This is a genomic window from Herbidospora galbida (genome assembly GCF_005233835.1).
Classification (GTDB): Bacteria; Actinomycetota; Actinomycetes; order Streptosporangiales; family Streptosporangiaceae; genus Herbidospora; species Herbidospora galbida.
The window spans coordinates 24,599-39,884 of the sequence record NZ_SZQA01000036.1; the positions used below are offsets into that span (position 1 = coordinate 24,599).

The following is a 15,286-nucleotide window of genomic DNA, read 5'->3' on the forward strand; positions in this document are numbered from 1 at the left end:
CGTCACCGTACTGGCCGCCTTGATCGGTCTTGCTCCGGCCTCACCGTCGGAGCTGGTTGAGCTGGCCGCTCTGGCGCGGGAGGTGGGATTTTTGCCGCTGGCCTTGACCCAGGCTTCGGCATTTATCGCCCACACCCCCGGCATCGGTATCACCGACTATCGGCAGATGCTGCACCACACCCCTGCTACAGCCACTGCGGCGGTCGGCGCCGGCGGTGAGGCCGCTGAGCAAACCATCGCCAAGATCTGGACCCGGACCCGCGACCGGATCGCCACGCTGGACCCCGCTGGCCCCTCACCTGCTGGCTCTGCTGGCTTGCTACGCACCCGACCATCTGCCCTTGAGCGTTCTGCACCGGCTTGCGGACACCAGCCGGGTCCGCCTCGGACAGGCGCTGGGGGTGCTCACCTCCTACAGCATGATCACCCTCAGCAAAGCTCAGGACGCGGTCAGCGTGCATCGCCTGGTCCAGGCCGTCACCCTGGCCGACCTCCCCGATGACCAGTACCAAGCCGTTCGAGCCAAGGCCGTCGACCTGCTGAGTGCCTCACTGCCCGACGACCCGGAAACGATCGACAGCTGGGCAACTTACCAGCAGCTACTGGCGCATGCTCGCGCGGCCTTGCCTCCGCACTCGCCCGCGATGGGCAAGATGATCGAGTACCTGCACGCCAGCGGCGACTACACGACCGCCGCCGCCTTGCAGCACAACCGCCATCAGGCCCTTCTCCACAGCCAAGGACCGGAGCATCCCGACACGCTGGTGGCTCTCGCCGGTTTCGCCTACTACACCGGGATGGCGGGTGATGCGGTGACGGCGCGCGACCACTTCACCGCGCTGCTGCCGCTGTTCAAACGAGTTTTTGGTGATGAGCACCCGAGAACACTGGAGGTTTGGGGCGAACTCGGCGCCTGGACGGGATTTGCGGGGGATGAGGCCAAAGCGCTGAACCTCTTCATTGCGCTGCTGCCCGTCCGCGAGCGGGTGCTGGGAGCTGAGCACCCCGATACGCTCAACGACCGGTCTAACATCGCCCGCTTAACGGGTGAGCTGGGAGACGAGGCCAGCGCGAGGGACCAATTCGTTGCGCTACTGCTCATCCGCGAACGCGTCCGGGGCGCCGAACATCCCTCCACGTTGATCGACAGGGACAACCTCGCCTTCTGTACGGGCGCGGCCGGAGATGCGGCAGGCGCGCGCGATCAGTACACCGCGCTGCTACCCATCCGCGAACGCGTCTCCGGCCCCGAACACCCCGAAACGCTGACCACCCGGCACAATCTCGCCTACTGGTTGGGGGAGACGGGCGATGCGGCCAGGGCACGAGATCAATACATCGCGCTGTTGCCTATCAGCGAACGCGTCTCAGGCCCCGAACATGCCGACACTCTGGCCGTTCGGTTTAATCTCGCTCGCTGGTCGGGGGAAGCGGGGGATGCGGCCGGGGCGCGCGACCAGCTCGCCGCACTATTGCCCATCAGCGAACGCGTCTCAGGCCCCGAACACCCCGACACTCTGACCACCCGGCACGAACTCACCTACTGGACGGATCGTTGCCGGAAAACGGACGCCGAAGGGCCCGCCCTGTGACGGCTTTGTGAGCCCAAATGACTGAATCGATATTGGGTCCGTCATAAGCGAAGTTATGCAGGAAGATCATTTGTCATCGGGGCGATGACAGAATCGTCATCCGGACGATGACGCCCGGCGGGGGCCGGACGCTCGATCTTTCTGCCTGAGGCGCTGGCAGGTCTAATGGGTTGTGGACCATCTCTACTTCAACCTCGGGTCGGTGGCTGGCGGCGCCTGCTTTGAGGTCGAGCTGCGCGGCTCGGCCGCCCGGGTCTGCCTGATGGACGACGACGAGTACCAGGCTTACCTGGACGGTGACGCCTACGAGTACTACGGCGGCTTCTACGACTTCAGCCCCGTTGAGCTGGAGGTGCCGTACGACGGCTATTGGTATCTGGTCATCGACAGCAACGGCCGGAGGGTCAAGGTCAGGGTGGCTCAGATCTTCGACGACTGACGCCGGGGCTACCGGCCGCGCTTGCCGTAGTCGCTTCCCGGATCCAGCCAGCACTGCGATTCGTCGCGTGCCGGTGGTCACCGCGGCGCACGACGAAAGGGGACGCACGCGAGATCAGGGCCCCTGATCTTCCATCTTGCTCAGTGGTTGTCAACCCTCTGATCTTCAGTTCGGGGAAGAGTCAGCGGCGAGGTGATCCTGGAGATCGGCGTGCCGGAATTGGTAGATCGGGCCGACCGCGCGCAGCAGCCCCAGCCGGTGCGCGTCATCCAGGAACGGCATCAACGCGCGGGGCAGCCGACCTGCCCAGGCAAGCCGGTAGGTGGCGACTAGATACGCCAGCCACGCATGGTGGTTCCCGGATACGAGCCCGACCGCGAGCCCGTCTGCGGACCCTCCCACAAGCCCAAATGCGAGCCCGAACACGAGCCCGCCCATGAGCATGAACGTGGCAGTCCTTACGAGATTCAGGGCGCGGTCGGCTCGCCAACTGGTCATCGGTGCCGTCGCCCGTTCTGCTCCGGACGGAACCTCAACCCACGTGATTAGCCCGACCACGAGTCCGAACGCGAGCCCGAACGCGAGCCCAAGCACAAGCCCAAACACAAGCCCGCCCACGATTCCGCTCACGAGTCCGAATGCGAGCCCGAACACAAGTCCGCCCGCGAGCCCGAACGCGAGCCCGCCCGCGAGCTGCGACACCCGACCGTGTAGGCGGAGATTTGTTAATCCCGGTTCCTCCAAAAGCCATGACCCGCCCATGAGCCCGAACACAAGCCCGACCATAAGCCCGAACACAAGCCCGAACACAAGCCCGAACACAAGCCCGAACACAAGCCCTAACGCGAGCCCGCTCGCGAACCTGATTGTGGCCGTGAACATGCGGGTGCCCTGAGCGAGGCGCCACCAAGCGATGTCGCGGGTGGGCGCGCTGCCATCTGGGGGGCGGGTCATGGTTCGGGCAAGGTAGGCCAGCCATCGGCGGGTCTGGACGGGGTCGTGGCGGTGGCGGGGCCGGAAGGGGTCGGCGGGGTCGGCACTGGGCGAGCGTGTAGTGACGAGTGCGGGGATGAGCTGGTCGAACAGGTGGCCGCGCAGTTGGTCGGAGTCAGGGAACCGGACAGGATCCAGCAGCGGTGCGGGGTCGACGCGGCCGTCGATGTAGACGACGCGCAGAAGCCACAGACCTAAAGCAGTTCTGGCAACCGCAGCCAGCGTCGCGCCGGGATGCACCGTCATGGCGGCGGGTGCCGTGCGTAGCACAGCCAGGACTTGCTCCCATTTGGCCTGTGGCTGTGGGGGAAGGCATCGTTTCAGATATGCGGCGGCCGCCTTCGGGATGACGGGCTGGGGCTCGATGACCATGGCCGAGGTGAGCACATCTCCTGCGCCCCGGACGGTGTGGCGGAACTCGCTAGTCCGGGCTGGTCGCGATCAGCTGATCGGTTTTGGACAGGGACTGGTTCAGCGCCACGATGACGGCCTGCTGCGCAGGAGGGGGGAGTTCATCTAAGCCGTCCAGAACCGGCAGAATGTGCCCGCGCGCGGCCAGCATCTCGGCCATCCCGGCAGGCAGGTCCGGTGCGCGCAGCGCGGGGTAGTCCTGAGCGAGCCGGGCTGCCAACCACTGGTGCAGGCGAGGGAAAGCCTCGGTGTCCCAGTCGGCCATGGGCATCAGCACCGGCACCGGTTCATCGGGGTGGGCGGCGCGGGTCGCCATCAGTTCGCGGATCAGCTGGACGGCCAGGGTGGTTTTGCCGGTTCCAGGGTCTCCGAGGATGACCAGTCGGCGGCGGCGCATGCTGCGGAACTTGCCGGTCAGGGCGGCGATGTCGGCGCTGGAGGCGGTCAGCCGCCGCAGCCCCGGGGTGAGGTTGGCCGGCTGATCCATCACCGCCACGATGGCGGTCTGCCGCCATCGCACCGGGATCGGGTCGGGGTCATCCAGCGAGCGCAGCGTGACTTCGGTCTTCCACTGCTGTTCCACCAGCCCGGCCAGCACGTCTTTGGCGTGGTCCAGGTGTGCTGAGGTAACCGCCGGCCGGGCCGTCGAGCGTCGCCACCACAGCCATAACGGCACCAGCACCGTCGGAACCACCAGGACAACGCCGACCAGTTGGGCCACGTTCGCCGCCGCTTGTAACCCATCCTTGCCGCTCAGCGCCCAGCCGATGAGTGCCAGCAGCCCAGTCACGCCTGCCACGCCGGCCCACCAGGTCAGCGCGTACCGCCACGAACCGCCCCACCTCGCCATGACCAAATCCTGCGCCATCCGGCCTCAGCACACCCACGAGGGAAACGAACTGTGACTAACCCGCATCCGCTGGATGCGTGGATGAATACGACACAGTCGAATACGTCACGGTGCCAGTCAACCCTCTGATATTCAGCGCGGTGGCGGATCGGCGGCGAGATGGTCCTGGAGATCGGCGTGCCGGAACTGGTAAACCGGACCGACCGCGCGCAGCAGGCCCAGCCGGTGTGCGTCATCCAGGAATGGCATCAACGTGCGAGGCAGATGGCCCGCCCGGGCCAACCGGTAGGTGGTAATTAGATACGCCAGCCACGCACGGTGGTTCCCGACCGTGAGCCCGACCGTTAACCCGACCCCGAGCCCGACCCCGAGCCCGGTCCCGAGCCCAGCCGTGAGCCTGGCCGCCGCGAGCCCGGCCGCGAGCCCGGCCGCGAGCCCGAACGCGAGCCCGAACGTGGTGGCCCGCATGAGATTTAAGGCACGGTCAGCTCGCCAACTGGCCATTGGTGCCGTTGCATGTTCTGTTGTGGCCGGGACCTCAGCCCACTCCATTAGCCCGAACGTGAGCCCGAACGGGACCCCAACCACGAGCCCGACCGCGATCCCGGCCGCGATCCCGGCCGCGATCCCGTCCACGAGCCCGAACACGAGCCCGACCGCGATCCCGACCACGAGCCCGAACACGAGCCCGACCGCAAGCCTGCGGGCGAGCAGCGCCTCTCGACCTTGCAGGCGGAGGTTGGCGAACCCTGGTTCATCCGATGGCCATGACCCGACCGTGAGCCCGACCTCGAGCCCGACCTTGAGCCCGACATCGAGCCCGCCAGCGAGCCCGACCGCAAGCCCGACCTCGAGCCCGACCTCGAGCCCGACCTCGAGCCCGACCTCGAGCCCGACCTCGAGCCCGACCTCGAGCCCGACCTTGAGCCCGACATCGAGCCCGCCAGCGAGCCCAATCGCGAGCTCGAATACGAGCCCGATTGCGAGCCCGGAGATGAGCCCGACCGCGAGCCTGGATGTGATGGTGAGGCTGCGGGTTGTCTGGGCCAGGCGCCACCAGGCGAAGTCGCGGGTGGGTGGGCTGCCATCTGGAGGATGGGTCATGGTGCGGGCCAGGTAGGCCAGCCATCGGCGAGCTTGGCCGGGGTTGTGGCGTCGGCGGGGCCGGAAGGGGTCGGCGGGGTCGGTGCTGGGTGGGCGTGTGGTGATGAGGGCGGGGATGAGCTGGTCGAACAGGTGGCCACGCATCTGTTCGGGGCCGGGGAAGTGGCCGGGGTCCAGGAGTGGCGTCGGGTCGGCGCGGCCGTCGATGTAGACCACGCGCAGCAACCACAGGCCCAAGGCGGTGCTGGCGACCGCGGCCAGCGTCGCGTCGGGATTCTCTGCGGTCGTGCTGGAGGGCGTCGTGCGTAGGACGGACAGGATCTGCTCCCATCCCGCCGACGGCTGTGGCGGCAGGCAGCGCTCCAGGTAGGCCGCGGCCGTCTTCGGGGTGACGGGCTGGGGTTCGATGACCAGGGCCGAGGTGAGGACGTCTCCCGCGCCGTCGACGGCGCGGGCGAACTCGGTGGTCCGGCTGGTGACGATCAGCTGATCAGTGTCGGCCAGTGACCGGTTCAGCGCCACGATGAGGGCCTGCTGCACGGCAGGAGGGAGCTCGTCCAGGCCGTCCAGAACCGGCAAGATATGTCCGCGCGCGGCGAGCGCCTCCGCCATGTCAGCGGGCTGGTCGGGTGCGCGTAGCGCGGGGTAGTCCTGATCGAGTCGGGCGGCCAGCCATTGGTGCAGTCGGGGGAAAACCTCGGTGTCCCAGCTGGCCACCGACATCAGCACCGGCACCGGGTCGGCGGGATGGTCTGCCCGGGTGGCCAGTAGTTCGCGGACCAGCTGGACGGCCAGGGTGGTCTTGCCGGTGCCGGGGCCGCCGAGGATGACCAGGCGGCGGCGGTTCATACTGCGGAACTTTTCGACCGCGGCGGCGATGTCGTTGCTGGAGGCGGTCAGCCGCCGCAGACCGGGGGTGAGGTTTGCGGGTTTGTCTATGATCGCTTTAGTGCGGGTCAGGCGCCAACGCAGGCCGGGTCATCCACCGATCGCAGCGTCGCCTCGGTCTTCCACTGCTGTTCCACCACCCCGGCCAGGACGTCCTTGGCGTGGTCGACGTGTGCGGAAGTGACCGCTGGCCTTGCTGTCGAGCGCCACCGCCACAGCCATAACGGCACCAGCAACGTTGGGACCACCAGGACGACACCGACCAGCTGGGCCAGGTTCGCCGCTGTCTGCAGCCCGTCCTTACCGCTCAGGGCCCAGCCGATGAGTGCCAGCAGCCCGGTCACGCATGCCACGCTGGCCCACCAGGTCAGCGCGTACCGCCACGAACCGCCCCGCCTCGCCATGATCAAATCCTGAGTCATTCCGTCCCAGGACACCCGCAGCAGGCACGAACCGTGACCAACCCGCATCCGCCGAGTGCGTGGACGAATACGACACAGTCGAATACGTCACGGTGCCAGTCTCGGGTTCTCCGGCAACGCAAAGGGCCCCGGCGCCGGTGACGGCGTCGGGGCCCTGCTGGTCTTCTGGGATCCTTCTCTGTGTGCCCGGGGCCGGCATCAACGGTCCCCGGCATCTCAGCGATCGGGCAGGCGCGTGAGCGGGGTCACCGGCAGTCCCGGACCTCCGCCGGGAGGGTCTGCGCGGTCAGGCGGAGCCGGTCGTGTAGGGGTGTCGGTAACGAAGCTGTCATGAAGTACACGCGTTGACGACCGCCCAAGTCAGCGGGAGGACTTGAGCTCGTTTCCTGGATCGGTGGGTGGGCCCGATCTTGTGCGGCCAGTATTGATCCGGATTCGTCGGTTTGCTGCGGGTTCGCGAGACGGCGCCTGCAGCCTGCGAGAGCCGGGTGTGCCGTGGCGCGTGTGCTGGACGAGGACGAGCTCGTCGGAAACTGGACGCTGGTCGGGGACGAGCTGGCGCTGCTGTCGAACCGCCGCGGCCCGACGAAGCTGGCGTTCGCGTTGTTGTTGCGCTTCTACGCGCTGAACGGCAGGTTCCCCAAGGGGCGCTATGAGCTGCCTGACCAGGCGGTCGGCTACGTGGCGCGGCTGGTGAGGATCCCGGCGGAGGATCTGGCGCTGTATGAGTGGGACGGCCGCACGATCAAGGACCACCGCAAGGACATCCGCGAGTTCTTCGGATTTCGGGAGTGCTCGGTCGCGGACGCTGACAAGGCGGCGGACTTGCTTGCCGCGGACGTGTGACAAGGAACGGCAGGAAGACCGGGTGCGGGAGGAGCTGCTGGCGCACCTGCGGGAGGAGAAGATCGAGCCTCCTGCCCGGGACCGGATCAAACGGATCATCGGATCGGCGATCAGCCAGGCCGAGAAGGCGCAGACCGTCCTGATCGCCAGCCGGGTCCCGCCCGAGGCGGTCGCCCGGATGCTGGCGTTGATCGCGAGGACTTCCGACCCGGGCGCGGGGGACGACGGTGAGGACGGGGATGAGGGCGCGTTGTTCGACGCGGCCGAGCTGTCCGGGGCGGATGTGTTCGCGCGGATCCGGGAGGAGCCGGGAAACGTGAGCGTGAAGACGATTGAGAAGGAGGTGGCCAAGCTCAAGGCGGTCCGTCAGGTCGGTCTGCCCGACGACCTATTCAGCGACGTCGCGCCGAGGATTCTCGCGTCGTTGCGGGCGCGGGTGGCGGCCGAGGCACCCAGCCAGTTGCGGCGGCCTCCGCACGACATCAAGGTGACGCTGTTGGCCGCTTACCTGTCGTGCCGCGGCCGCGAGATCACCGACACCCTCGTCGACTTGCTGATCGCGACGGTGCACCGGATCAACGCCCGCGCGGACACGAAGGTGACCGGCGATTTCGTGGCGGAGCTGAAGCGGGTGTCGGGCAAGGAGACCATCTTGTTCAAGATGGCCGAGGCCGCGTTGGAGGCACCTGAGTCCCGGGTCGAGGACGTGATCTATCCGGCGGTGCCGGGCGGTCACAAGACGCTGGTGTCGCTGCTGCACGAGTTCAAGGCCAAAGGGACGTCGTACCGGCAGCACAAGCAGCGGGTGTTCAAGGCCTCCTACACCAACCACTACCGGACCGGCCTGATCCAGATCATCGAGGCGCTGGAGTTCGGGTCGACGAACACGGTGCACGCGCCGATGATGGACGCATTGGCGCTGATCAAACGCTACAAGGCCGAGCAGTCGAACCGGATCAAGTGCTACGCGCTCGGCGAGCGCGTTCCGGTCGACGGCGTGATGCCGACGGAGCTGGTAGAGCTGATGTACTGGGCCGACAGCCAGCGCCGTCAGCGGATCCTGCGGACGGTGTATGAGTGCGGGGTGTTCCAGAGCCTGCGCGACAAGCTGCGCTGCAAGGAGATCTGGGTGGTCGGGGCGGACCGGTGGCGCAACCCCGACGACGACCTCCCCACCGACTACGAGGTACGCCGCTTCGAGAACTACGCCAAACTCCGCAAGCCCCTCGATCCGAGCGTGTTCATCGACGAGCTGCGCGACGAGCTCGACTTCGAACTGTCCCAGCTCAATGACGCGCTCGGTGGCCGAGGACTGCCCTGGTTGAAGATCTCCGACCGCAAGACCGGCGCGATCCAGCTGTCCCCGCTGGACGCGGCGCCCGAGCCGGTCAACCTGCGGCGGCTCAAGGCTGCGATCCGGGCCCGGTGGGGCGTGGTGCCGCTGATGGACATGTTCGCTGAGACCGCGCTGCGCACCAGCTGCCTGTCCGTCCTCAACCCGGTCGGTGTGCGTAGCGAACTCGACCCGCAGGAGCTGTTCGAACGGCTGCTCCTGGTGATCTACGCCTACGGGACTGGCACCGGGATCCGGGCCGCGGCGGCCATCGGCCACCGCGGCGATCTCCCGGGCGCGTTCACGGGAGGCGTCGGCGTAGGCCAGGTCGTCGTCGAGCCGGAGCAGGAACCAGTCGGCCAGCGCCAGGTCGTCGGCCAGTGCCGTCACTCTCATGTTGTGGCGGGCGATCTCCACGGTCCGCCGCATCTCCCGCAGCCGCGTGAGGGTCCAGATCAGTCCGGCGGCGGCCGTCTGCCGTTCGGTCAGTTCGAGCCGGGCCGACGCGGAGACCTCCCCGCCGAGCATCGTCAGGAGCGTGTCGGCCTGCTCGTCCACCCGTCGCCGCGCGGCGCGGATCGCGCGACCGTCCTCGTACACGCGCAACTGGTAACGGATCTTCGCGGCGTGCAGCAGATGGCGCGGGAGGGGCGCCAGGCGATCGTCGCCCGAGGTCCACGCCCAGGCGTCCAGCCCCGCCTCCAGGGACCGCGGCGCCACCAGCAGGAACGTCCGCGACGAGCGGTCGTCTCCGCCGTCGCCGGTCTCCCGGACCGCCACCCCGTCGACGATCGTGTCGGCCTCGGGCGGGGAACCGTAGCCGACGAACAGCAGGCACTCTCCGACGGCCCAGTCCCGGGTGTCGCCCGCGCAGTCGCGCCACACCCGGGCGAGGTCGCCCCAGGCCGACCCGGTCAGGGCCAGGCTGAGCACCCGCATGTCGTGTTCGTCGCGCAGGATCGCCTGCCGCAGGGGTTCCCCGGCGGCGGTCAGCACCCGTACCCGCCCCACCGTCTTCTCCACGGTTTCCAGCCGTCCGGCGAGGGCCTCCCAGGCGCGTTCCAGGCGCTCTGTCCGCTCGGCGGCGTCCGGGCCGGTCAGCGCCACGAAGAGGTGGACGATCAGCCCGGGATCGGCCAGTCCGGGTAAGTCAGGGGGCGTCATCGGCGGGCTCCGGTTCGGCCGCGCCCAACTTGTGGATCAGCTCGTTGACCCGGTCGCGCAGCTCCGCGGGCATGGGAATCTCGGGCGGATCGCCGAATCGGGTGACGATCCTCGCCGGTCCCGCCAGTTCGAGGTACCCGAGGTCGGCCGCCACGTCGTCGGAGGCGGCGAGGGTGCGGACCGCAGCGTCCACGGCGGCCCAGCCGGTCGCCGGGAGGCTCCACTTCAGGGAACGGCGGAGCAGGTCCACCGCGTCGTCGTGCATGCCGCCTCCATGGTGAAGGGACCCGCCGCGCTCATTCTGACGGGCCTGCGACACACGTGGAAGGGGTCAGCGCTTGCGGCGGATCGCCGCGGCCATGTTGACCAGGACGATGCCCGACCACGCCAGCAGGAGGCCGAAGCTGCCGGCCTGGCTGACCGCGATGGCGGTCAGCGGGACGCCGATGCCCAGCGATCCCAGGGCGATCGGGATGTGGCTGTTGTCGGGCTTGGTGGGCTTGACCTCCTGACGCCGGGCCACCTCGGCCTGAACGCGCGCGGTGATCTCGCTGTCGAGCTTCTCGATGAACGAGTCGACCAACGCGTCTTCGTAGGCCGGGCCCAGATCGCGGCGGGCGGCCAGGGTGGCGCGCAGGTCCTCATGCGGGAGAGATGTGTCAGGCACGTCCATAAATGTGGCATAACCCCTGTGGGGCGTCATCATCCATTCGGATGACACGGCGGTCATGCGACGGGTGGACCCGCGATAACGTGCGGTTATGCAGATCGACACACCCCACGGGCCGGGGCTGGCAGAGATCGACGACCCCGGTTCGGCGGGGCTCGTCCTGCTGCTGACGCACGGGTCGGCCGGGGGAGTCGACGCGCCCGACCTGCTCGCGGTGCGCGACGCGTGCCTGGCCGAGGGGATCGCCGTCGCCCGGATCACCCAGCCGTTCCGGCTCCGGGGGGCGCGGGCGCCGGGGTCGGCCGTCCGGCAGGACGAGAGCTGGGTGGCCATCGCCGCGGCGGTCAAGGAGCGCTTCCCGGGTCTGCCGGTGGCCCAAGGGGGGCGGAGCAACGGGGCGCGGGTCGCCTGCCGTACGGCCGGGGAGGTCGGGGCCGTCGGGGTGGTGGCGCTGGCGTTTCCGCTGCATCCGCCCGGTCACCCGGAGAAGTCACGGGCCGCCGAGCTGCGCGGCGCGGGGGCGGGAGTGCTGGTGATCAACGGTGACCGTGATCCGTTCGGGGTGCCTGATGAGGCGGACGCGGAACGGCTGGTCGTGCTGCCCGGAGAGAATCACGATCTCCGGAAGAACCCCGCCCTCATCGGGGCGGAGGTGGCGCGCTGGCTGGCCGCGCGCCGGTGATCCCCCGTGGTCGCCGCGTCAGGCGGCGGTGATGGCCATGTCGGTCGGCCGGTGCGGAGCGATGATCGCCCCGTTGGGGAGCAGCTCGCCGGTGTCCTCGAAGAGGACGACACCGTTGCAGAGGAGGCTCCACCCTTGTTCGGGGTGGGCCGCGACCGTTCGGGCGGCTTCGCGGTCCTGCGCTTCCGCGCTGGGACAGCCGGGCTCATGAGGGCACATCGCCGGGGCTCCGTGTCTTTCTCGTGTCGCTCGTGACGTGGATCCGCCCAGCCATGTGGGGGACGAGCGTATGGGGTTGAGTTGACGCAAATTGGCCTACACCACTGTCGGCCTACACCAGTGTGCGCCAGGTCACTCGACAAGGACATAGCCCGTTCGGACGATTTCGCCCACACCCTGGTAGGGGGGTGTGAGTCATGCCTGTGACCTACGACACAAGGGTGCCCGATGCACGATAACACCCCAAGCGCGACACGCCGTCACTTCGGTAAATGACCTGTTACGAGCTTTCGAGCCCGGTCAGCACCGCGGTCAGCCCGCGCTCGAAGTCGGCGTCGCCCGTGGCCACCCGCGCCTTCTCCACCTCGGCGTCGGGGTCGGCCCAGCCCGAGGCCTGCATCTCGACCGCGACCGCCCCGTAGACATAGGCGCGCAGGGTCTGCACCGCCTCCTGCGCGTGGTCGAGGCCGGCGTCGCGGAGCTGCTCCACCTGGCTCGCCACGGCCATCAGCGCCGTCCCCTTGGGCGGCTTGGTCAGGGCCAGCGACAGCACGCCGGGATGCTCCATCAGGGCGGCGCGGGCGGCCCGCGCCCAGTCGCGGGCGATCTCCTGCCAAGGGGCCTCCCTCGGCTCCACCTGTACGGCCGTCACGTGCTCCGCCAGGGCGTCCATGAGCGCCTCCTTGCCCCGGGGGAGGTGGTGGTAGATGGCCATCGCCTCGACCTGGAGGGCGTCGCCCAGCCGCCGCATGGTCAACCGGCGCAGCCCCTGCCCGTCGGCGATGTGCAGGGCGGCGTCGATGATGCGTTCGCGCGATAGGGGGGTCGGAGGTCGCTTGGCAGGCATGCGATCATCCTGCCATCCCGGCCGGACAGGGGAGGGTCTACGCTGTCGACCAGTGCGTTTCAATCAGGACTGAGAGGTTGACGATGGCGTTTTTCCGTCCGCGGGTGAGCCGGGAGGCGGAGGTCAGGTTCCACGCCGACCAGGAGATCTCCAAGAGCTACGGCGACCTGCTCGACAAGGCCCGCCAGGCCGAGGCCCACCTGCGCGCCCGCCAGGCCGCCCACGCGTCCGGCGCCGAGCTGCGGGAGGCCGGGCTCGCCTACGACCAGGCGCTCACCGCCGCCCTCCGGGCCGCCGAGGCGGCGCAGCGGGCGACCTTCGGCGTGAAGGCCTACGACGACCGCATCCGCCGCCGCAAGGGCCGGGCGACCCCCGAGGGCGCCAAGTGGACCACCGAGGTGAGCAAGCTGCGCACCCTCCGCGAGGAGAATCGGCTGACCGGGATCGTGCGGCTGCCGCGTCCGGTGACGGCTTCGGCCCGCTGACAAATACCCACCCGGAATGTCCGGGGCGTCAACGGACCGGCACGCTGCGCCGTCTAAGGATTACCTTGGGGTCAGGGAGGCCGGAGAGATGCCCGGACGGGTCAGATACGCGGCGGGCCGGCCGTGCTGGGTCGAGGTCGGCACCGCCGATCTCGCGCTCAGCGAGGAGTTCTACCACGGCGTGTTCGGCTGGGACTTCGAGCCGCGCGGGCGCAGCCACTCCACGGCGCTGCTGCGCGGCGAACCGGTCGCCGGGCTGGGCCCCGCCCGTCCCGGCGGGCCGGCCTGGCTGGTGCACATCGCGGCCGACGACATCGACGACTCGACCCGCCGCGCCGACGACGCCGGGGCCCGCGTGCTCGCCGGGCCCGAGCAGATCTTCGACGAGGGCCGCGAACAGGGCTGGCGGACGGTTCTGGCCGACCCCTCCGGGGCCGAGTTCGCGTTATGGGAACCCGTCGCGCTCGAAGGCGCGGGGGTGCGCGGGGCGCCGGGGGCCTTCTGCTGGACGGAACTGGCCGCCCGCGACGCCGACGAGGCCTCGGCCTTCTACGGCCGGCTCTTCGGCTGGCACGCGCGGCGGGCGCCGTTCCTGAGCGGCAGTGGCAGCTACACCGAGTTCGACCTCAAGCGGTCGAAGACGACGGTGGCCGGGATGGTCGAGATGACCGACGCGTGGCCGCCGGAGATCCCGCCCCATTGGATGGTCTACTTCGCGGTCGCCGACTGCCAGGAGGCCTGCCGGATCGTGGCCGACCTGGGGGGAACCGTCCAGGTCCCGCCCTTCGACCTGCCCTCGGGCTGGGCCGCCGTGGTCACCGACCCGGCCGGGGCGGTCCTGTCGCTGATCGAGTTGAACTCGTGAGAAGACTGTGGCCGGCCCGGTCGAGCGGAGTGGTGGCCGGGCCGGCCGGGGACGGTGCGGGTCGGGAGCGTGACCCCGTACCGGGAGGTCTGCTAGCTCGCCCAGTCGAGGAGCGGGCGGGCGTTGCTGGGGTGGCGGAGCTTGGAGAGGCTCTCCTTCTCCAGCTGGCGGATGCGTTCCCGGGTCAGGCCCAGGTGCTTGCCGATCTCGTCGAGCGTGTGCGGCTTGCCGTCGGCCAGCCCGAAGCGCAGCGCCATGATCTTGGCCTCGCGCGGCGACAGGTTGTTCAGCACGCCCTTGAGCTGCTCGGCCAGCAGCTGCCGGTCGACCACCTCGGAGGCCTCCAGGGAGTCGACGTCCTCGATGAGGTCGCCGATCCGGGTCTCGCCGTCCTCGCCGATGGTGCTGTCGAGGCTGATCGGCTGACGGCTGGTGCGGAGCAGCTCCTCGATCTGGTCGGGGGTCTTGTCGAGCTCCACCGCCAGCTCCTCGGGCGTGGGTTCGCGGCCGAGGCGCTGGTGCATGTCACGCTCCACGCGGGAGAGCTTGGAGAGCATCTCCAGTACGTGGACCGGAAGCCGGATGGTCCGGGCCGAGTCGGCGAAGCCGCGCTGGATGGCCTGCCGGATCCACCACATGGCATAGGTCGAGAACTTGAAGCCCTTGGTGTAGTCGAACTTCTCCACGGCCCTTATGAGGCCGAGGTTGCCCTCCTGCACCACGTCGAGCAGGGCCATGCCCCGGTCGGTGTACTTCTTGGCCACCGAGACCACCAGGCGGAGGTTGGCCTCCAGCATGTGGTCCTTGGCGCGGCGCCCGTCCTCGATGACCCATTCCAGGTCCTCGCGCTCGACGGCCGACAGCCGCTTGCCGGTCTCCTCGGCCAGGTCGAGCTTGTACTCGGCGTACAGGCCCGCTTCGATGCGGCGGGCGAGCTCGACCTCCTGGGCGGCGGTGAGCAGGGTGCGGCGGCCGATGGACTTCAGGTAGGTGTGGACGGAGTCGCCCATCGCCGAGGACGTGTCGTCGAGGTCCACCCCGGCGGCCTCGGCCTCCACCTCGGCGTCGGCGGGCTCCGCCTCGTCCTTGACAGGGGTCGTAGCCTTCGTAGTGTCGTCGGGGCTCTCTCCGAGGCTCACTCCGGCCTCGGTGAGGCCGCGCAGGATGCCACGGGCCTTGGTCGCGCTCACGCCGGCGTCGGAGAACGCCTCGCGCAGCTCGGTCAGGGAAAGGTGACCCTGCTTGCGACCCCGCTCCAGGAGCTGGTCGAGAGTCGTCGGAACAGCCTCACGCGCGGGCGAGGCAGACGCCACGGCGGTTCGGGGCATGAGGACACCTCCTCCTTCGCGGAGATCAAAGATTCGTCGTCATGGGTTCTGGCAAAGCCCGGGCGCCCACGCGCCAACACGGCTGCTTTAGTAAGAACGCCAACGCCGGATATTTGTTCCCGTGTTACCTAAACCGCACGAAAATAGG

At 68.9% G+C, this 15,286-nt stretch carries 16 protein-coding genes; 6 read left to right on the plus strand and 10 right to left on the minus strand.

From position 1 onward, the window contains the following. Nucleotides 1–341 precede the first annotated feature (341 nt). Nucleotides 342–1,592 carry a tetratricopeptide repeat protein gene (locus FDA94_RS41675; RefSeq protein ID WP_137250488.1) on the plus strand — a complete coding sequence of 417 codons (1,251 nt, stop codon included), beginning with the start codon at nt 342–344 and terminating at the stop codon, nt 1,590–1,592. A gap of 172 nt (nt 1,593–1,764) precedes the next feature. Continuing rightward, nucleotides 1,765–2,031, plus strand: a complete 267-nt coding sequence (locus tag FDA94_RS30340) for a DUF1883 domain-containing protein (RefSeq protein WP_137250489.1) — start codon at nt 1,765–1,767, stop codon at nt 2,029–2,031. Between the two features lie 165 nt (nt 2,032–2,196). On the opposite strand, the gene FDA94_RS30345 is transcribed toward FDA94_RS30340, so the two are convergent. From FDA94_RS30345 to FDA94_RS30360, 4 genes are all read right to left on the minus strand, one after another. Further along, complete coding sequence (locus FDA94_RS30345) at nt 2,197–3,396, minus strand: hypothetical protein (protein WP_170991196.1); 1,200 nt, start codon at nt 3,394–3,396, stop codon at nt 2,197–2,199. A gap of 49 nt (nt 3,397–3,445) precedes the next feature. Continuing rightward, on the minus strand, nt 3,446–4,285 hold the full coding sequence (locus FDA94_RS30350) for an NACHT domain-containing protein (RefSeq protein WP_212735574.1): 840 nt from the start codon (nt 4,283–4,285) through the stop codon (nt 3,446–3,448). Between the two features lie 132 nt (nt 4,286–4,417). Continuing rightward, a complete protein-coding gene (locus FDA94_RS30355; protein WP_137250492.1) occupies nt 4,418–6,238 on the minus strand; it encodes an NACHT domain-containing protein in 1,821 nt (606 codons plus the stop codon). A 107-nt stretch (nt 6,239–6,345) separates the two neighbouring features. Next, complete coding sequence (locus tag FDA94_RS30360) at nt 6,346–6,621, minus strand: hypothetical protein (RefSeq protein ID WP_137250493.1); 276 nt, start codon at nt 6,619–6,621, stop codon at nt 6,346–6,348. Nucleotides 6,622–7,203: 582 nt separating this feature from the next. Between FDA94_RS30360 and FDA94_RS30365 the strand changes: the two genes are divergently transcribed. Then, entirely contained in the window at nt 7,204–7,545 is a 342-nt protein-coding gene (locus FDA94_RS30365; protein ID WP_212735575.1) for a DUF4158 domain-containing protein, read from the plus strand. Nucleotides 7,546–7,933: 388 nt separating this feature from the next. On the opposite strand, the gene FDA94_RS41615 is transcribed toward FDA94_RS30365, so the two are convergent. The 3 genes from FDA94_RS41615 to FDA94_RS30380 form a co-directional block, all read right to left on the minus strand. Beyond that, entirely contained in the window at nt 7,934–10,042 is a 2,109-nt protein-coding gene (locus tag FDA94_RS41615; RefSeq protein WP_425460182.1) for a CATRA conflict system CASPASE/TPR repeat-associated protein, read from the minus strand. Continuing rightward, complete coding sequence (locus FDA94_RS30375) at nt 10,029–10,307, minus strand: CATRA system-associated protein (RefSeq protein WP_137250496.1); 279 nt, start codon at nt 10,305–10,307, stop codon at nt 10,029–10,031. Before FDA94_RS30375 ends, FDA94_RS41615 begins: the two co-directional genes overlap by 14 nt. Nucleotides 10,308–10,373: 66 nt before the next feature. Further along, nucleotides 10,374–10,709 (minus strand): hypothetical protein, encoded by a 336-nt coding sequence (locus FDA94_RS30380; protein WP_137250497.1) that lies wholly within the window; start codon nt 10,707–10,709, stop codon nt 10,374–10,376. Between the two features lie 94 nt (nt 10,710–10,803). On the opposite strand from FDA94_RS30380, the gene FDA94_RS30385 reads away from it, so the two are divergent. Then, on the plus strand, nt 10,804–11,394 hold the full coding sequence (locus tag FDA94_RS30385; protein WP_137250498.1) for an alpha/beta hydrolase family protein: 591 nt from the start codon (nt 10,804–10,806) through the stop codon (nt 11,392–11,394). Between the two features lie 18 nt (nt 11,395–11,412). On the opposite strand, the gene FDA94_RS30390 is transcribed toward FDA94_RS30385, so the two are convergent. Further along, on the minus strand, nt 11,413–11,613 hold the full coding sequence (locus FDA94_RS30390) for a DUF5999 family protein (protein WP_062347661.1): 201 nt from the start codon (nt 11,611–11,613) through the stop codon (nt 11,413–11,415). A 280-nt stretch (nt 11,614–11,893) separates the two neighbouring features. Beyond that, entirely contained in the window at nt 11,894–12,460 is a 567-nt protein-coding gene (locus tag FDA94_RS30395) for a TetR/AcrR family transcriptional regulator C-terminal domain-containing protein (RefSeq protein ID WP_137250499.1), read from the minus strand. Between the two features lie 104 nt (nt 12,461–12,564). Between FDA94_RS30395 and FDA94_RS30400 the strand changes: the two genes are divergently transcribed. Both FDA94_RS30400 and FDA94_RS30405 read left to right on the plus strand, forming a co-directional pair. Next, nucleotides 12,565–12,945, plus strand: a complete 381-nt coding sequence (locus FDA94_RS30400; protein ID WP_246060230.1) for a hypothetical protein — start codon at nt 12,565–12,567, stop codon at nt 12,943–12,945. Between the two features lie 88 nt (nt 12,946–13,033). Beyond that, nucleotides 13,034–13,810 (plus strand): VOC family protein, encoded by a 777-nt coding sequence (locus tag FDA94_RS30405; protein WP_137250501.1) that lies wholly within the window; start codon nt 13,034–13,036, stop codon nt 13,808–13,810. Between the two features lie 92 nt (nt 13,811–13,902). On the opposite strand, the gene FDA94_RS30410 is transcribed toward FDA94_RS30405, so the two are convergent. After that, entirely contained in the window at nt 13,903–15,138 is a 1,236-nt protein-coding gene (locus FDA94_RS30410; protein WP_137250502.1) for an RNA polymerase sigma factor, read from the minus strand. Nucleotides 15,139–15,286: the final 148 nt, after the last annotated feature.